The sequence below is a fragment of the Enterobacter sp. ECC-249 genome (assembly GCF_043965265.1).
In the GTDB taxonomy this organism is placed as follows: Bacteria; Pseudomonadota; Gammaproteobacteria; order Enterobacterales; family Enterobacteriaceae; genus Enterobacter; species Enterobacter quasiroggenkampii.
Genome location: NZ_CP143660.1, coordinates 2,220,237 through 2,236,199, shown reverse-complemented (window position 1 = coordinate 2,236,199; position 15,963 = coordinate 2,220,237). Strand labels below are relative to the sequence as shown.

17 protein-coding genes are annotated in these 15,963 nt (G+C 54.2%); 12 read left to right on the top strand and 5 right to left on the bottom strand.

Going from position 1 to position 15,963, the window contains the following annotated elements:
- Positions 1 to 105 precede the first annotated feature (105 nt).
- The 8 genes from V1587_RS10675 (at position 106) to V1587_RS10640 (ending at position 5,450) form a co-directional block, all read left to right on the top strand.
- On the top strand, positions 106 to 666 hold the full coding sequence (locus V1587_RS10675; RefSeq protein WP_371899875.1) for a lipoprotein: 561 nt from the start codon (positions 106 to 108) through the stop codon (positions 664 to 666).
- Between the two features lie 125 nt (positions 667 to 791).
- The gene (pyrC, locus tag V1587_RS10670) at positions 792 to 1,838 is read left to right on the top strand and encodes a dihydroorotase (RefSeq protein ID WP_371899876.1); all 1,047 of its coding nucleotides are present in this window, start codon (positions 792 to 794) and stop codon (positions 1,836 to 1,838) included.
- Positions 1,839 to 1,912: 74 nt separating this feature from the next.
- Positions 1,913 to 2,158: a DNA damage-inducible protein I gene (gene dinI, locus V1587_RS10665; protein ID WP_008500826.1), complete on the top strand. Its 246-nt coding sequence runs from the start codon at positions 1,913 to 1,915 to the stop codon at positions 2,156 to 2,158.
- Between the two features lie 273 nt (positions 2,159 to 2,431).
- Positions 2,432 to 2,686, top strand: coding sequence for a biofilm formation regulator BssS (gene bssS / locus V1587_RS10660; RefSeq protein WP_008500827.1), 255 nt, complete (start codon positions 2,432 to 2,434; stop codon positions 2,684 to 2,686).
- A gap of 116 nt (positions 2,687 to 2,802) precedes the next feature.
- Positions 2,803 to 3,921: an N-methyl-L-tryptophan oxidase gene (solA, locus tag V1587_RS10655; protein ID WP_371899877.1), complete on the top strand. Its 1,119-nt coding sequence runs from the start codon at positions 2,803 to 2,805 to the stop codon at positions 3,919 to 3,921.
- A 60-nt stretch (positions 3,922 to 3,981) separates the two neighbouring features.
- Complete coding sequence (locus V1587_RS10650) at positions 3,982 to 4,095, top strand: DUF2770 family protein (RefSeq protein ID WP_032645429.1); 114 nt, start codon at positions 3,982 to 3,984, stop codon at positions 4,093 to 4,095.
- A 208-nt stretch (positions 4,096 to 4,303) separates the two neighbouring features.
- On the top strand, positions 4,304 to 4,870 hold the full coding sequence (locus V1587_RS10645) for a cytochrome b (RefSeq protein ID WP_371899878.1): 567 nt from the start codon (positions 4,304 to 4,306) through the stop codon (positions 4,868 to 4,870).
- Between the two features lies 1 nt (position 4,871).
- The gene (locus V1587_RS10640) at positions 4,872 to 5,450 is read left to right on the top strand and encodes a YceI family protein (RefSeq protein WP_045401851.1); all 579 of its coding nucleotides are present in this window, start codon (positions 4,872 to 4,874) and stop codon (positions 5,448 to 5,450) included.
- Positions 5,451 to 5,492: 42 nt separating this feature from the next.
- On the opposite strand, the gene V1587_RS10635 is transcribed toward V1587_RS10640, so the two are convergent.
- The gene (locus V1587_RS10635; RefSeq protein WP_371899879.1) at positions 5,493 to 6,542 is read right to left on the bottom strand and encodes a rhodanese-related sulfurtransferase; all 1,050 of its coding nucleotides are present in this window, start codon (positions 6,540 to 6,542) and stop codon (positions 5,493 to 5,495) included.
- 221 nt (positions 6,543 to 6,763) lie between these two features.
- On the opposite strand from V1587_RS10635, the gene V1587_RS10630 reads away from it, so the two are divergent.
- The 3 genes from V1587_RS10630 (at position 6,764) to V1587_RS10620 (ending at position 9,519) form a co-directional block, all read left to right on the top strand.
- Positions 6,764 to 7,690 carry a Kdo(2)-lipid IV(A) acyltransferase gene (locus V1587_RS10630; protein WP_032658045.1) on the top strand — a complete coding sequence of 309 codons (927 nt, stop codon included), beginning with the start codon at positions 6,764 to 6,766 and terminating at the stop codon, positions 7,688 to 7,690.
- A gap of 140 nt (positions 7,691 to 7,830) precedes the next feature.
- Positions 7,831 to 9,048, top strand: a complete 1,218-nt coding sequence (mdtG, locus tag V1587_RS10625; RefSeq protein WP_371899880.1) for a multidrug efflux MFS transporter MdtG — start codon at positions 7,831 to 7,833, stop codon at positions 9,046 to 9,048.
- A 96-nt stretch (positions 9,049 to 9,144) separates the two neighbouring features.
- Entirely contained in the window at positions 9,145 to 9,519 is a 375-nt protein-coding gene (locus V1587_RS10620; protein ID WP_023311118.1) for a MysB family protein, read from the top strand.
- A gap of 6 nt (positions 9,520 to 9,525) precedes the next feature.
- Here V1587_RS10620 and V1587_RS10615 read toward each other — a convergent pair whose 3' ends face one another.
- The 3 genes from V1587_RS10615 to mdoG all read right to left on the bottom strand — a co-directional run bounded on the left by V1587_RS10615 (position 9,526) and on the right by mdoG (position 13,912).
- Positions 9,526 to 9,753, bottom strand: a complete 228-nt coding sequence (locus tag V1587_RS10615) for a YceK/YidQ family lipoprotein (RefSeq protein WP_008500835.1) — start codon at positions 9,751 to 9,753, stop codon at positions 9,526 to 9,528.
- A gap of 84 nt (positions 9,754 to 9,837) precedes the next feature.
- On the bottom strand, positions 9,838 to 12,366 hold the full coding sequence (mdoH, locus tag V1587_RS10610) for a glucans biosynthesis glucosyltransferase MdoH (protein ID WP_371899881.1): 2,529 nt from the start codon (positions 12,364 to 12,366) through the stop codon (positions 9,838 to 9,840).
- Complete coding sequence (mdoG, locus tag V1587_RS10605; RefSeq protein WP_021240787.1) at positions 12,359 to 13,912, bottom strand: glucans biosynthesis protein MdoG; 1,554 nt, start codon at positions 13,910 to 13,912, stop codon at positions 12,359 to 12,361. Before mdoG ends, mdoH begins: the two co-directional genes overlap by 8 nt.
- A gap of 254 nt (positions 13,913 to 14,166) precedes the next feature.
- On the opposite strand from mdoG, the gene mdoC reads away from it, so the two are divergent.
- Positions 14,167 to 15,306: a glucans biosynthesis protein MdoC gene (gene mdoC, locus V1587_RS10600; RefSeq protein WP_371899882.1), complete on the top strand. Its 1,140-nt coding sequence runs from the start codon at positions 14,167 to 14,169 to the stop codon at positions 15,304 to 15,306.
- Between the two features lie 34 nt (positions 15,307 to 15,340).
- Here the strand turns inward: mdoC and ymdB are convergent, their stop codons facing one another.
- The gene (gene ymdB / locus V1587_RS10595; RefSeq protein WP_371899883.1) at positions 15,341 to 15,883 is read right to left on the bottom strand and encodes an O-acetyl-ADP-ribose deacetylase; all 543 of its coding nucleotides are present in this window, start codon (positions 15,881 to 15,883) and stop codon (positions 15,341 to 15,343) included.
- Positions 15,884 to 15,963 lie beyond the last annotated feature (80 nt).

Sequence of the window (15,963 nt, the reverse complement as noted above, 5' to 3'; positions counted from 1 at the left end):
GCCGCTCCCGCCCCACTTCTCAGTTTTTTCTGCTGGTTTCTACCCATTCACGCTGACATACTGGCCAAACAGGACAGTAGCGCCGATTTTTCGTTGAGGAACACTATGAAGAAAATTGTCTTAGCCGCGGCATTCGTCGTCAGCGGTCTGCTGGTTGGCTGTAACCAGCTCACGCAATATACCGTCAGTGAACAGGAAATTAATCAGGCGCTGGAAAAACATAACAATTTCTCGAAAGACATTGGCGTGCCGGGCCTGGCGGACGCGCATATCGTGCTCACGAATCTAACCAGCCAGATCGGACGTGAAGAGCCAAACAAAGTCACCCTGGCCGGTGATGCGGACCTCGATATGTCCTCCCTCTTTGGCAATCAGAAAGCCAACATCAAGCTCAAGCTGAAGGCGCTCCCTGTTTTCAACAAAGAGAAAGGAGCCATTTTCCTGCAGGAGATGGAAGTGGTCGACGCGAAGGTGTCTCCGGACAAGATGGCGCCGGTTCTGCAAACCCTGATGCCCTATCTGAATCAGTCGCTGCGGAATTACTTTAACCAGCAGCCCGCGTACGTCTTAAGTGAAGACAAAAGCAAGGGTGAAGCCCTGGCGAAAAAATACGCAAAAGGGATAGAGGTTAAGCCGGGTGAAATTATCATTCCTTTCACCGATTAACCTGAAGGGCGCTGCGGCGCCTTTTTTTTACGGAAAAGTGTGCAAACGAAAACGTTTCCGCTTATGATTTGTGTCCGGCAAAAACAGCCATCCTTATGACTGATTCCTGACAAGCCGGAGCTTCCATGACTGCACAACCCCAGGTTCTTAAAATCCGCCGCCCTGACGACTGGCATATTCATCTGCGTGATGGCGATATGCTGAAAACCGTCGTGCCTTATACCAGCGAAATTTATGGCCGCGCGATTGTCATGCCTAACCTGGTTCCACCAGTCACCACCGTCGAAGCCGCGATGGCCTATCGCCAGCGCATCCTGGATGCCGTACCTGCGGGACACGATTTTACCCCGTTGATGACCTGCTATTTGACCGATTCACTGGATCCGAACGAAGTGGAGCGCGGCTTTAACGAAGGCGTATTTACGGCGGCGAAACTCTACCCGGCGAATGCCACCACTAACTCCAGCCACGGCGTCACCAGCATCGATGCCATCATGCCGGTTCTGGAGCGCATGCAGAAACTGGGTATGCCGCTGCTGGTTCACGGTGAAGTGACGCATGCCGAGATTGACATCTTCGACCGCGAAGCTCGTTTTATCGAGACCGTGATGGAGCCTCTGCGCCAGCGCCTGCCCGCGCTGAAGGTGGTCTTTGAGCATATCACCACCAAAGACGCGGCAGAGTACGTGCGTGACGGCAACGATCTTATTGCCGCCACCATTACGCCACAGCACCTGATGTTTAACCGTAACCACATGCTGGTGGGCGGGGTGCGCCCTCACCTCTACTGTCTGCCTATCCTCAAGCGCAACATCCACCAGCAGGCGCTGCGTGAGCTTGTCGCCAGCGGGTTCTCCCGCGCGTTCCTCGGCACCGATTCCGCGCCTCACGCCCGTCATCGTAAAGAGGCAAGCTGCGGCTGTGCAGGCTGCTTCAACGCCCCAACGGCGCTTGCCAGCTACGCAACCGTGTTTGAAGAGATGAACGCGCTGGAACATTTCGAAGCGTTCTGCTCTCTTAACGGCCCGCGCTTCTACGACCTGCCGGTCAATGACACCTTCATCGAACTGGAGCGTAAAGCGAGCCACGTTGAGGAGTCCATTGCCCTGACGGATGACACGCTGATCCCCTTCCTGGCGGGTGAAACCGTTAACTGGACGGTAAAACGTTAAAAAATCAATGCCCCTTGTTGTCAAACTAATAATATACCTGTATAAATAAACAGTATATTACACAGGGGGCATTTATGCGTATTGAAGTCACCATAGCCAAAACAACCGTTCTGCCTGCCGGCGCGCTTGATGCACTGGCAGGCGAATTATCCCGCCGTATTAACAACACTTTTCCCGACAACGCGGGTGCCGTAACGGTGCGTTACGCCGCGGCGAACAACCTCTCCGTCATTGGTGCTGCCAAAGAAGATAAAGATCGCATCAGCGAAATCCTGCAGGAAACGTGGGAAAGCGCAGACGACTGGTTTATCACAGATTAACACTGCTCCCTCATTGTGTTTTTTGCCGGGTCGCCCCGGCTTTTTTTTGTCTAAAAATCCTGCAAGTTCAAATTAATTCGGCATCTTCTTAAAAAATCGTGAACGAGATGGTGTTTTATTGTTCGAACAATCCTAAAAAGCAGAAAAATGTGTTGCCACCTGTTTATTTTTCCCGTTGGAACCCTTATTACTTGGTATACTGAAGATGCTTTCAGAAAAACATGCATTGAACCTCAGAGCCGTTGTCTTCTAACACGCATTAAGGGGGTTATAATGGAAAAGAATAGTGAAGTGATCCAGACCCATCCACTGGTTGGCTGGGATATCAGTACCGTAGATAGCTACGATGCACTGATGCTGCGTTTGCACTACCAGACCCCGAATCAACTCAACCGTGAAGAAGCGGAAGTTGGACAGACGCTGTGGCTAACAACAGACGTCGCCCGTCAGTTTATTTCTATTTTAGAGGCAGGTATTGCAAAAATAGAATCTGGCGACTATCAGGAAAATGAGTATAAACGGCACTAAGCCTATGCCCACTTTTCTCTCTACAGGCACCCTCGCGGTGCCTTATTTATTTCTCCCTTGTCTAACCCCGCGTTGTTAATTACTCTGCTAACAAAACATCAGTTTATGAGATGCATATGAAATACGACTTAATCATTATTGGTAGCGGCTCCGTGGGTTCCGCTGCCGGTTATTACGCGACGCAGGCCGGCCTGAAGGTCCTGATGATCGATAGCCATCTTCCGCCTCATGCGGAGGGCAGCCATCATGGCGATACCCGCCTCATCCGCCATGCGTATGGCGAAGGCGAGCGCTATGTTCCGCTGGTGCTTCGCGCCCAGACGCTGTGGGACGAACTGGCGAAACAGACTGAAGACCGCATTTTCGAACGTACCGGCGTCATCAATCTGGGCCCTGCCCATTCTGAATTTCTCGCCGGCGTCGAGCGCAGCGCGAAAGCCTATAATCTTGATGTTGAGAAGCTGGACGCGACGGGCATTACCGCGCGCTGGCCTGAAATTACCGTCCCTGACGATTATATCGGCCTCTTTGAAGCCCACTCCGGCGTGCTCCATTGTGAAACGGCGATCAAAACCTGGATCGAGCTTGCGGAGAAGGCTGGCTGTGCACAGCTGTTCAACTGTCCGGTGGAGGCCATCACCCATGACGATAATGGCGTTACGGTAACGACTCTTGACGGCGACTATTCAGCGTCCCGCCTGCTCGTCAGCGCAGGAACCTGGGTCACTCGCCTGCTGCCGGAACTGCCAATCCAACCGGTGCGCAAGGTTTTCTCCTGGTTCCAGTCGGATGGGCGCTACAGCGCGCAGAATACATTCCCGGCCTTCACCGGCGAATTACCGAATGGCGATCAGTTCTACGGTTTCCCTTCCGAAAAAGACGCGCTGAAAATCGGTAAACACAACGGTGGCCAGGTCATCTCCTCTCCTGAAGAGCGTAAACCCTTCGGCGCCTTCCCACAGGATGGCTCAGAAGCCTTCTCGTTCCTGCGCACTATTCTTCCAGGCGTCGGTGGCTTGCTGTATGGCGCGGCCTGTACCTACGACAACACGCCGGATGAAGACTTTATCATTGATACGCTGCCGGGGCATGAAAACGTCCTGCTGATCGCCGGGCTGAGCGGCCACGGCTTTAAGTTCGCTTCCGTGCTGGGCGAGATTGCCGCGCAGTTTGCCCAGGGCATCACGCCGCAGTTTGATCTGACACCCTTCTCACTCTCGCGATTTAACGGATAATCCACCACGGGCTTCGGAGGTACCGGGGCCCATTTCACTCACACCGCATTACGGGGCATTATGCGCAGGATCGTTAGCTTTCTGATGAATAATATTCGCGAGCACTTTATGCTCTATCTCTTATTGTGGGCGCTGCTGGCCATTATTGATTTTGTTTACATTGTATTTTATTGAAAACCCTGACTGACAATAATTGACATTTATTTAGCTTTACTGAAACTCCCAATTTCATCTTGCACGAAGACATTGAATTACCTTTATCAATCCTGTTCAAAAGTGCTGAAATAAATAAAATAAAAATCAATAGACAATTATTTCAGTTGCAATATCCCGCCTTCCCGTTCATTTTTACTTTCCGGTTAATTTGAAAATGGACATTCTGATGCAATTGCGTAACTCCTCCCGGCGCTACGGAATAATATCCATAGGTTTGCACTGGATATTTGCTCTTGCCGTCTACGGTATGTTTGGACTTGGACTCTGGATGGTCACGCTCAGCTATTATGACGGCTGGTATCACCAGGCGCCGGAGTTACATAAAAGCATTGGCGTTCTCCTGATGCTGGGGCTGGTCTTCCGCGTGATCTGGCGACATATTTCCCCGCCGCCCGCCACGCCAAAGACCCACAGCAAATTTACCCGCGTCAGTGCAGTCGCCGCGCATATTGCCCTCTATGCGCTGCTGTTTGGCATCCTGATTAGCGGCTATCTCATTTCGACGGCTGACGGTAAGCCGATTAACGTTTTTGGCCTGTTCGAGGTTCCGGCAACACTTAGCGATGCCGGGGCGCAGGCCGATACGGCGGGGGTCGTTCACCTCTGGCTTGCCTGGAGCGTGGTGATCCTGTCCGTACTTCACGGGCTTGCCGCCCTCAAACACCATTTTATTGATAAAGACGATACGCTAAAGCGCATGCTTGGCCGCTCGTCAGTTGACTCTGGAGCATAAAATGAAAAAACACCTGCTGGGTATCGCCCTGGGTTCTCTGTTATTCACCGCCGGTTCCGCCGTGGCGGCGGATTATAAAATTGATAAAGAGGGCCAGCACGCTTTCGTGAATTTCCGTATTCAGCACCTGGGATATAGCTGGCTGTACGGCACCTTTAAAGATTTTGACGGCACGTTCACCTTTGACGAGAAAAATCCCGCGGCCGATAAAGTCAATGTGACGATTAATACGAACAGCGTCGACACGAACCACGCAGAGCGCGATAAACACCTGCGCAGTGGGGAGTTCCTCAACGTCGCGAAATTCCCGCAGGCGACCTTCACTTCAACTGAGGTGAAGAAAGACGGCGATAAGCTGAATATTACCGGCAACCTGACGCTTAACGGCGTAACAAAACCGGTCACGCTTGATGCTAAATTACTGGGTCAGGGTGACGATCCATGGGGCGGTAAACGTGCAGGTTTTGAAGCAGCGGGTAAAATTCACCTGAAAGATTTTAATATCACAACGGATTTAGGCCCGGCGTCTCAGGACGTTGAGCTGATTATTTCCGTTGAAGGTGTACAGCAGAAATCATAATAGATTCTGCCCGGCAGGCTTTCGCCATGCCGGGCATTATTATCATTCCGGGTCAGGGATACCCAGTTTGGTATTCAGCCGGCCGCGTGATTTATTAAAAATCTTGTTGCCGTTTTCACGTCCTGCGCGACGGCGACGCTGCTCTTCTTCCGGCAGGATGCTCTCTTCGCTGCACAGCTCGCTACAGCAGCCGTTAAACTTCTCGGCACACGCCGGGCACTGAATAAACAGCAGATGGCACCCGTCGTTTTTGCAGTTGGTGTGGGTATCGCACGGCGCGCCGCACTGGTGACAATGGGCAATGACGTCGTCCGAGATACGTTCGCCCATGCGCTCGTCAAAGACAAAGTTTTTCCCGATAAAGCGTACCGGCAACCCCTGCTCACGGGCGCGACGAGCGTACTCGATAATGCCGCCTTCAATGTGCCAGACTTTATTAAAGCCGTTGTGCTTCATCCACGCGCTGGCTTTCTCACAGCGGATACCGCCGGTGCAGTACATAACGATCTTTTTATCTTTATGCTCCTGCATCATCTCAACCGCTTTCGGCAGCTGCTCGCGGAAGGTATCGGCCGGGATTTCCATCGCATTCTCGAAATGCCCCACTTCGTACTCATAGTGGTTACGCATATCAATGAATACGGCATCCGGATCGTCCAGCATCGCATTCACTTCCGCCGCTTTCAGATATTCACCGACGTCCGCCGCGTTAAACTCAGGATCGTCGATACCGTCCGCCACGATGCGTTCACGCACCTTCATGCGCAGCACCCAGAAGGATTTCCCGTCATCATCCAGGGCAATGTTCAGGCGCAAGCCGTTAAGGGCCGGGTCAAATTGATAAAGTACGTCACGGAAGGCGCTGACTTTGCTTTCCGGAACGCTAATCTGCGCGTTGATGCCTTCACGGGCAAGGTAGACGCGGCCGAAGACGTTCAGCGCCGTGAACGCCTGATAAAGCGCATCGCGGGTCGCCTGCGGATCGTCGATCGTGAAGTATTTATAGAATGAGATGGTGGTGCGCGGTTCGGTTTCAGCCAACATACGCGCCTTTAACATCTCATTCGACACGCGGTTGTGTAACACTGGCATGGTGTACAGTCCTGGAATCGTTAGAGAGAATGAAAAATCGGTCGGCATCATATAGCAAACAAAACCAATTTACATCCACACAATTTACGCTACATTTCACACACCCTGATTAATCAGGCTTAACAATTGCTGTATTCGTACACGCTTCGAAAGCAGATATTTTGGCTACGTCTCAAAAAATGAGACACTAGCAAAACAGGACGTTTGAAAACAGGAAAGACATGACCCAGTTACCAAAATTTACTGCCGCCCTTTTGCATCCCCGCTATTGGTTGACCTGGCTTGGCATCGGCTTTTTATGGCTTCTGGTACAGCTTCCCTACCCTGTTATTTTTCGGTTGGGTAAATTTCTGGGCCGTTTCGCGCAACTGTTTATGAAGCGTCGCGCCAGGATCGCGTACCGCAATCTTGAGCTGTGTTTTCCGCAGATGAGCGAGTCAGAGCGTCACGATATGGTCGCGAAGAATTTCGAATCCGTCGGGATGGGGCTCATGGAGACCGGTATGGCGTGGTTCTGGCCGGACAAACGCATGGCCCGCTGGAGCGAGGTGACGGGAACCGGCATGGAGCCTGTACATACGCTTCAGGCAAATCAGACGGGCGTTCTGCTGATCGGCGTCCATTTTCTGACGCTGGAAATCGGGGCGCGCATGTTCGGCATGCAGGCGCCCGGCATTGGGGTTTATCGCCCTAACGATAATCCGGTCATCGATTTAATCCAGACCAACGGCCGCATGCGCTCCAATAAAAGCATGATCGACCGTAAGGATCTGAAGGGGATGATCCGCGCGCTGAAATCCGGAGAAGTGGTCTGGTATGCCCCCGACCACGACTATGGCCCACAGGCCAGCGTTTTTGTTCCCTTCTTCGCCGTTGAAGAGGCCGCCACAACGACCGGCACCTGGATGCTGGCGCGGATGTCCAAAGCCGCCATCGTGCCTTTTGTCCCCCGCCGTAAGCCGGATGGTTCAGGCTACGAGCTGATGATGCTGGAGCCGGAACTCGCGCCGCCGCTTGACGATGCGGAAACCACCGCGCGCTGGATGAACAGCGTTGTGGAGAAGTGCATCATGCTGGCGCCTGAGCAGTATATGTGGCTGCACCGCCGTTTTAAAACGCGGCCACAGGGCACGCCGTCCCGCTATTAATCCTCATGCGGTCCTCAGGGCCGCATGCTGTTTTAGCTTTAAAAGCTCCCCCTCATTGCGGCAATCATAACCCAGGCGCATAATTAGCAGGCTTATTACTTTATGCTTCAGGTGCTCTGCACCTCATTATGCGGATAGTTATGTCACCCTCAGATGCCCCCATAAACTGGAAGCGTAACCTCACGGTTGCGTGGCTTGGCTGTTTTCTTACCGGCGCGGCCTTTAGCCTGGTCATGCCCTTCCTGCCGCTCTACGTCGAACAGCTGGGCGTGACGGGCCACAGCGCGCTCAATATGTGGTCCGGCCTGGTATTCAGCATCACGTTTCTCTTTTCCGCGATGGCCTCGCCCTTCTGGGGTGGCCTTGCCGACCGCAAGGGACGTAAAATCATGCTGCTACGCTCGGCGCTGGGGATGGCCATTATCATGGCGCTGATGGGCGTGGCGCAGAACGTCTGGCAGTTCCTGATCCTGCGCGCGCTGCTGGGCTTGCTGGGGGGATTTATTCCCAACGCGAACGCCCTGATTGCCACGCAAATCCCCCGTCATAAGAGCGGCTGGGCGCTGGGCACACTCTCCACCGGAGGCGTGAGCGGTGCTCTGCTGGGACCGCTGGCCGGGGGACTCCTGGCCGATAGCTATGGCCTGAGGCCGGTGTTCTTTATCACCGCCAGCGTGCTGTTCCTGTGCTTTATCGTCACCCTGCTCTGTATTCGGGAAAACTTCACGCCCGTTGCGAAGAAAGAGATGCTCCACGCCAGGGAGGTGCTAACCTCGCTCAAAAATCCCAGACTGGTGCTGAGCCTGTTCGTGACGACAATGATTATCCAGGTGGCTACCGGGTCGATTGCCCCTATCCTCACGCTGTACGTTCGCGACCTGGCGGGTAACGTCAGCAATATTGCGTTCATCAGCGGGCTGATTGCCTCCGTACCCGGCGTGGCGGCGCTGTTGAGCGCCCCGAGGCTGGGAAAACTGGGGGATCGCGTCGGTCCGGAAAAAATCCTGATCTGCGCGCTGGTGATTTCCGTGCTGCTGCTTATCCCGATGTCGATGGTGCAATCGCCATGGCAGCTGGGCGTCCTGCGTTTTTTGCTGGGTGCCGCCGACGGCGCGTTGCTGCCCGCCGTACAGACCCTGCTGGTCTACAACTCCACGAATCAGATTGCCGGGCGTATTTTCAGCTATAACCAGTCATTTCGCGATATCGGTAACGTCACCGGACCGCTGCTCGGGGCCGGCATTTCCGCCAGCTTCGGTTTTCGCGCCGTCTTTATCGTGACGGCAGGCGTTGTGCTGTTCAATGCCATTTATTCGTGGTTCAGTTTATCCCGCGCGCTGCGGCCCGTGACGGAATAAGACGAACACCTGAAGCTTATTTTCGCATTCATACTTGCAGAATCTTATATTCAGCTATTCTTTCCCTGAAACCTTCTGGAAAACAGGGAGACACCAATGACCATGTACGCCACGCTGGAAGAAGCTATTGATGCCGCTCGTGAAGAGTTCCTCGCCGATAATCCCGGCGTTGAAGAAGAAGATGCTGACGTGCAACAGCTTAATATCCAAAAATACGTTCTGCAGGATGGGGATATTATGTGGCAGGCCGAATTCTTTGCCGATGAAGGTGAAGAAGGGGAATGTTTGCCGATATTAAGTGGTGAAGGTGCACAGGCCGTCTTTGACGGTGACTATGATGAAATCGAACTGCGGCAGGAATGGCTGGAAGAGAACACCCTGCACGAGTGGGATGAGGGCGAATTTCAGCTCGAGCCACCGCTGGATACGGAAGAAGGTCAAACCGCAGCCGATGAGTGGGACGAGCGTTAATTTACGCTACTCGTAAGGGCCGTGGCTGGCATCGATCGGCAGCAGCAGCGTGTCGAAAATCAGCGAGAATGGCAGATCGAGCACGGTGAGGTAGCGCCATGCGGAGTCACGGAGATCCCATTTCACGCCCGGGTAATACTGGTTCCCGTGGCCCTGCCCTGGAATGGTGCGGCTGATGATGCTGCCGCAGCCGCTGAGCAGGCATGCCATCAGAACGACGATGATTATTCTCATGAGTAACCTCTAAAAAAATACCGGCGATTAAGCCGGTATTTTATCTGGCGGGAGGCGCTTCGCTTACCCGCCCTACTTAACAACTTACTTCGCCTTCAACGCCAGCGGGTTCAGTTTCAGTTCTTTATAGTAGTTTACCCACGAAGAATATCTCTCCGGAGCGGACCACACGCGGTAGTGAAGACGCGCCATCGTCACCGGGTCGCTCAACAGGACCAGACGACGGTCACGGTTGAGTTTTTCCGGGGTCTCGTTAAGCGCCTGCTCAACGTGACGATCGCGGGCAATCTCCAGCACCTGGCTGGCACGGTGACGCGCGGTCGCCATTGCCGTCGCCAGGGCGTTAAATGACGGGTTAAACACGGCGTGCATGAAGCCATCATCCAGCGAGCGACTGCGGTTCTGCTCCAGGTAACGATCGGTATCCACCAGAACCTGCGGCGGGGAATACTCTTCCGGGATCAGGAACAGTTTCCAGCGTTTGGTTCGCAGGCCCACCGTTGAACGGCTGGAAATCACGGACACAAACGGCGACAGGATCAGAGAGAAGACAATCGGCGCCAGCCAGAACAGGAAGCGCAGATCCAGCCACGCCATCCCAGCCGCCCACACCAGACCCAGCAGCAGCTGAGAACCGTGGCGCATAAAGGCTTCACCCCACGGCGTGGAGTCGTCATCACGCTGCGGTGAGTTCCAGACCACTTCCCAGCCCAGGAACGCACTGACCACAAACACGGTGTGGAACAGCATACGTACCGGTGCCAGCAGCACGGAGAACAGCACTTCCAGCAGCAGCGAAAGGGTCACGCGGAAGAAACCGCCGTACTCTTTCGAGCCTTTGCACCAGATCAGGATGATGCTGAGCAGCTTAGGCAGGAACAGCAGCACCATGGTGGAGGCAAACAGCGCAATCGCCAGCTCCGGACGCCACTGCGGCCACACCGGGAACAGCTGGCGTGGTTGCAGGAAGTATTGCGGCTCCGTCAGGGCATGGACGACCTGCAGCGCAGTGGAAAGCGCGAGGAACATAAACCACAGTGGTGCGGAGAGATAAGACATCACGCCCGTCAGGAACACCGCGCGGTGTACCGGGTGCATCCCTTTAACCAGGAACAGGCGGAAGTTCATCAGGTTACCATGACACCAGCGGCGGTCACGCTTTAGCTCGTCCAGCAGGTTCGGCGGCAGCTCTTCGTACGATCCCGGCAGGTCGTAGGCAATCCAGACGCCCCAGCCAGCACGACGCATCAGCGCCGCTTCTACGAAGTCATGCGACAGAATAGAACCGGCAAACGAACCCTCGCCCGGCAGCGGCGCTAGCGCACAGTGTTCAATGAACGGCTTCACGCGGATAATGGCGTTGTGGCCCCAGTAGTGCGACTCACCCAGCTGCCAGAAGTGCAGACCCGCCGTAAACAGCGGCCCGTAAACACGGGTGGCGAACTGCTGGCAGCGCGCGTAAAGGGTGTCCATACCGGATGCTTTTGGCGAAGACTGAATAATACCCGCGTTCGGGTTGGCTTCCATCAGACGCACCAGACCGCTCAGGCAGTCACCGCTCATGACGGAGTCAGCATCAAGCACCACCATATAGCTGTACTGGTTACCCCAGCGACGGCAGAAGTCATCGATGTTACCGCTTTTACGCTTCACGCGACGGCGGCGGCGACGGTAAAAGATCTGCCCTTCGCCCTGCACTTCTGCAATCAGCTCCATCCACGCTTTCTGTTCCGCCACGCAGATATCCGGGTTGTAGCTGTCGCTCAGGATATAAACGTCGAAATGCTCCGCGTTGCCGGTCGCCTTCACGGACTCCCAGGTCGCACGCAGGCCCGCAAATACGCGGTCAACGTCTTCGTTACAGATAGGCATAATCAGCGCGGTACGGTGCTCAGGATTGAGGGGTTCATCCCCGACCGTTGACGCCGAAATGCTGTATTTGTCACGCCCCATCAGCAGCTGCAGGAAGCCCATCAGCGCGGTCCAGAAACCGGCCGAGACCCAGCAGAAGAGAACCGCGAACAGCAGAAGGATGCCGCTCTGCAGGATATACGGCAGCAGCTGCATGAAGGAGACCCAGAGATCCTGGCCCATCATGTCCGTCGGGTTGATGAACGCCCAGCCCTGATAAGGCAGGATGGTTTTCATATACCAGGTCGCGACGACCGTCTGCGCCAGCGTCAGCAGCAGCAGGATGTAGCGACGGATGGTCCCCACGGTACGCCATTTCTGTTCGGACGCCTGCTCTTCTTTCGTCAGGCGCGACAGATAGCGCGGCGTCACATCACGCCCGCGCAGGCGATCCCAGAAGCGGCCTACCGGGTTGGTGCGCCATGGGTCGGGGAACATAGAGGAACGCGTGGCCTTCGGCATCGCCTGAAGCTGATCGCGTCCTTCGTCGTCTTTAATCAACTGCCCTTCTGCCAGCGAGTCCGGCCAGGCCTGCTCCAGACGTGCCTTTACTGACCCCAGCGGCGTATCATCATCACGGGAATACTGACGATGTTCACCATCCAGCGCGGTGTGAACCGCGCGGATGTCGCTCTTAGGCAGTGCCGCTTTTTCGATATCCGTCAGCGGCATGGCATCAATATATTCAGATGTATTATTCATTGGCAGGTAGCTGATAGCTCCAGGTTTCACTCAGTGGCTGATCGTTACTGACCAGCGCTGCACGCATTTCAGTGGTCTGTTTCGGATCTTTCACTTTCACGCGCAGGGTCAGACGCCAGCCTTTGGTTACCGGGTTGTAACGCACGGTATTCTCAACGATTTCACCGTTATCACCGATGCTGGCCTGAGCGGCAACGGCAGTGTCCGGTGACAGTTTTTTCATATCCTGGCCTGTGAAGTCCACGACAAACGCCACGGTACCGTCAGGCTGACGGATAAGATTAGACTGCTTAACGTCACCCGTTGAGCGGCGAGTCTGCATCACATACGCGTTATCCGGCGCATGCAGCTTATCTTCGTCGCGGCTGAAGGTAATGGTGTACTTGAAGTTCATCTCTTTACCGGCTTCCGGAAGCTGATCCGGCGTCCAGTAAGCGACGATGTTATCGTTGGTTTCGTCGTTGGTTGGAATTTCTACCAGCTCGACCTTACCTTTACCCCAGTCACCGTTTGGCGTGACCCAGGCGCTTGGACGCTGGTCATAGCGATCGTCCAAATCTTCAAAGCGGGAGAACTGACGACCACGCTGCAGCAGGCCAAAACCTTGCGGGTTTTCCATTGCGAAGCTGCTCACCGCCAGATGTTTCGGGTTGTTCAGCGGACGCCAGATCCACTCACCGTTACCGGCATGAATAGACAGACCGTTGGAGTCATGCAGTTCCGGGCGGAAGTTGGTCGCCGGTGACGGCTGGTTCGGCCCAAACAGGAACATACTGGTCAGCGGCGCAACGCCCAGTTTGCCCACTTTATCACGCAGGTAAACCTTAGACTGCACGTCAACCACCGTGTCACGCCCCGGCATAATCACAAAGCGATAGGCACCGGTCGCACGTGGGGAATCCAGCAGCGCATAAATGGTCAGACGCTTATCCGTTGGTTTTGGACGTTCAATCCAGAACTCACGGAAACGTGGGAACTCTTCACCTGATGGCAGCGCGGTATCAATAGCCAGACCACGCGCAGAAAGCCCGTACACCTGCCCCGCGCCGATAACGCGGAAATAGCTGGCGCCCAGCATGCTGACGATTTCGTCGTTTTTATCTTTGCTGTTGATCGGGTAAAGCACCTTAAAGCCTGCGAAGCCCAGGTCTTTCACCGTATCTTTGTCGTGTTGCACATTGCCAAAATTGAAGTAATCCGGGCTGTATTTAATCTTACGTACCGCGGTTGCCGTCACTTCATTGATGGCAACAGGCGTGTCGAAGTACATACCCTGATGATAAAATTCAAGCTTGAACGGGGTTTTAATATTGCTCCAGTACGCTTTATCGTGATTGAACTGGATCTGCTGATAGTCCGCATACTTCATGTCGCGGAAAACGGAGGGCAAGTTACTTTTCGGCGCTTCGTAGCTCTTGCCTGCCATCGATTTTGCCTGTTTTGCGACATCGTCGATGTTAAAGGCCAGTGCCGATGAGGTATACAGTGATAACACCACTGCAGCACCCAACCAACGCATTTTCATCATCTGTGGTTTATGTTTCATAATAAGTAAGCACTTCCCCCTTTGTGTGCTTATATCGATCCGATCCATTTTAATGGAAACTCAGGCAATCCGACAACATTATCACTGCTTTGTTCAGCTGCTGGCTCAGGGATTAAGCAAATGAAAGAACCCGCTATTCACTTTGCGTGCTTATCCTGGAGACAGGGTGTCGGTCTTGGTGTAGGGTTGCCTTCGAATGTAACCATTATGAGTCTTAGGGATAAGACGAAAAGTCTGAGAATGCACAACGTTATATGAGCACAACACCAACAGAACGTGAATATTTCCTCGACTCGATCCGGGCCTGGCTGATGCTATTGGGGATCCCCTTTCACATTTCACTGATTTACTCCAGCCACACCTGGCACGTGAATAGCCAGATGCCCTCCTGGTGGCTGACGCTGTTTAATGACTTTATTCACGCCTTCCGTATGCAGGTGTTTTTCGTCATATCCGGCTATTTCTCTTACATGCTGTTTCTGCGATACCCGCTCAAGCGCTGGTGGAAAGTGCGCGTAGAGCGCGTGGGGATCCCCATGCTGACCGCAATTCCACTGCTGACGCTGCCCCAGTTCGTTATGTTGCAGTACGTGAAGGGCAAGGCGGAGAACTGGCCGAATCTGTCGCTGTATGAAAAGTACAATACGCTGGTCTGGGAGCTGGTGTCTCACCTGTGGTTCCTGCTGGTCCTGGTGGTGCTCACCACGGTGAGTATGTTGATTTTCAGCCGCCTGCGCCGCCATCTGAGTACAAAAGCCGACACCTTCTTCGCCAACGTTACGATGGGCAAACTGTCAGTGCTCTTCTTGCTGTTGGGTATTGCCTATGCCGCCGTGCGCCGAACGCTGCTTATCGTCTACCCGCCGATTTTGAGCGACGGGTTATTTAATTTTGTGGTGATGCAGTCCCTGTTCTACATTCCGTTCTTTTTAATCGGCGCGCTGGCCTTTATTTATCCGAAGCTTAAATCGCTGTTTGTCACCCCCTCACCGTGGTGCGCGCTGGGGGCAAGCATCGCGTTCGCGGCCTATCTTCTGAATCAGCGCTACGGCAGCGGCGATGCCTGGATGTACGAAACGGAAAGCGTGATCACTATGCTGCTGGGTTTGTGGATGGTGAACGTGGTATTCGCGCTCGGCCACCGCCTGCTGAACTTTAAGTCCAGCCGCGTGACCTACTTCGTCAATGCATCACTGTTTATTTATCTGGTGCATCACCCGTTAACGCTTTTCTTCGGGGCTTACATCACCCCGCATATCGCCTCCAACACGCTGGGCTTCTTTACCGGTCTGGTGTTTGTTGTAGGGGTGGCGATCGTACTCTACGAAATCCATCTTCGGATCCCGCTCCTGCGTTTCCTCTTTTCAGGAAAACCGCAGGCAAAAGCCTCATAAACAAACGCGGCGCACCAAGTGCGCCGCGTTTGTTTCAGGTGTCCAGTTCCTGCCCGCGCTGGGTCAGCAATCGTTGATAAAGGTGGGTGGTTTCTTGGTCGAAACAGACAAAGATAACCTTCTCAGGCATCGGTTTAAGCGACAGATAGCGGTAAACGGTGTCGACAGCGATCGTCGCGGCGGCCGCCTTAGGATAGCCATACACGCCGGTGCTGATGGCCGGGAACGCCATTGTTTTATAGCCGTTGTCGGCAGCCAGCCGCAGACAGTTCCGGTAAGCCTCTTCCAGAATGCTCGCCTCATGCCGATCGCCACCGTGCCAGACGGGCCCTACGGCGTGGATCACCGCTCTGGCAGGCAGATCGCCCGCAAGCGTAATCACCGCATGGCCGGGAGGACATTCACCCTGCTGTTGCCGCACGGTTTTGCAGGCTTCCAGCAGCTGCGGTCCGGCCGCCCGGTGGATAGCCCCGTCTACACCCCCTCCCCCCATCAGGGAGGGATTAGCCGCATTGACGATGACGTCGACATGCATGGTCGTAATATCACCATGAATAACTTCAATTTGCGGTTTCATAAAGCCCCTCTGCAACCCGCCTTTATCTTAAGTGTATCGCAGAGGAGACCGGGAGAAAAAACTATCAGAAAAAATCCTCA

What these genes read in the sequence shown, in the direction of transcription:
- V1587_RS10675 (WP_371899875.1), top strand. Translation starts at nt 106, where the DNA reads ATGAAGAAAATTGTCTTAGCCGCGGCATTCGTCGTCAGCGGTCTGCTG.
- pyrC (WP_371899876.1), top strand. Translation starts at nt 792, where the DNA reads ATGACTGCACAACCCCAGGTTCTTAAAATCCGCCGCCCTGACGACTGG.
- dinI (WP_008500826.1), top strand. Translation starts at nt 1,913, where the DNA reads ATGCGTATTGAAGTCACCATAGCCAAAACAACCGTTCTGCCTGCCGGC.
- bssS (WP_008500827.1), top strand. Translation starts at nt 2,432, where the DNA reads ATGGAAAAGAATAGTGAAGTGATCCAGACCCATCCACTGGTTGGCTGG.
- solA (WP_371899877.1), top strand. Translation starts at nt 2,803, where the DNA reads ATGAAATACGACTTAATCATTATTGGTAGCGGCTCCGTGGGTTCCGCT.
- V1587_RS10650 (WP_032645429.1), top strand. Translation starts at nt 3,982, where the DNA reads ATGCGCAGGATCGTTAGCTTTCTGATGAATAATATTCGCGAGCACTTT.
- V1587_RS10645 (WP_371899878.1), top strand. Translation starts at nt 4,304, where the DNA reads ATGCAATTGCGTAACTCCTCCCGGCGCTACGGAATAATATCCATAGGT.
- V1587_RS10640 (WP_045401851.1), top strand. Translation starts at nt 4,872, where the DNA reads ATGAAAAAACACCTGCTGGGTATCGCCCTGGGTTCTCTGTTATTCACC.
- V1587_RS10635 (WP_371899879.1), bottom strand. Translation starts at nt 6,542, where the DNA reads ATGCCAGTGTTACACAACCGCGTGTCGAATGAGATGTTAAAGGCGCGT.
- V1587_RS10630 (WP_032658045.1), top strand. Translation starts at nt 6,764, where the DNA reads ATGACCCAGTTACCAAAATTTACTGCCGCCCTTTTGCATCCCCGCTAT.
- mdtG (WP_371899880.1), top strand. Translation starts at nt 7,831, where the DNA reads ATGTCACCCTCAGATGCCCCCATAAACTGGAAGCGTAACCTCACGGTT.
- V1587_RS10620 (WP_023311118.1), top strand. Translation starts at nt 9,145, where the DNA reads ATGACCATGTACGCCACGCTGGAAGAAGCTATTGATGCCGCTCGTGAA.
- V1587_RS10615 (WP_008500835.1), bottom strand. Translation starts at nt 9,753, where the DNA reads ATGAGAATAATCATCGTCGTTCTGATGGCATGCCTGCTCAGCGGCTGC.
- mdoH (WP_371899881.1), bottom strand. Translation starts at nt 12,366, where the DNA reads ATGAATAATACATCTGAATATATTGATGCCATGCCGCTGACGGATATC.
- mdoG (WP_021240787.1), bottom strand. Translation starts at nt 13,912, where the DNA reads ATGAAACATAAACCACAGATGATGAAAATGCGTTGGTTGGGTGCTGCA.
- mdoC (WP_371899882.1), top strand. Translation starts at nt 14,167, where the DNA reads ATGAGCACAACACCAACAGAACGTGAATATTTCCTCGACTCGATCCGG.
- ymdB (WP_371899883.1), bottom strand. Translation starts at nt 15,883, where the DNA reads ATGAAACCGCAAATTGAAGTTATTCATGGTGATATTACGACCATGCAT.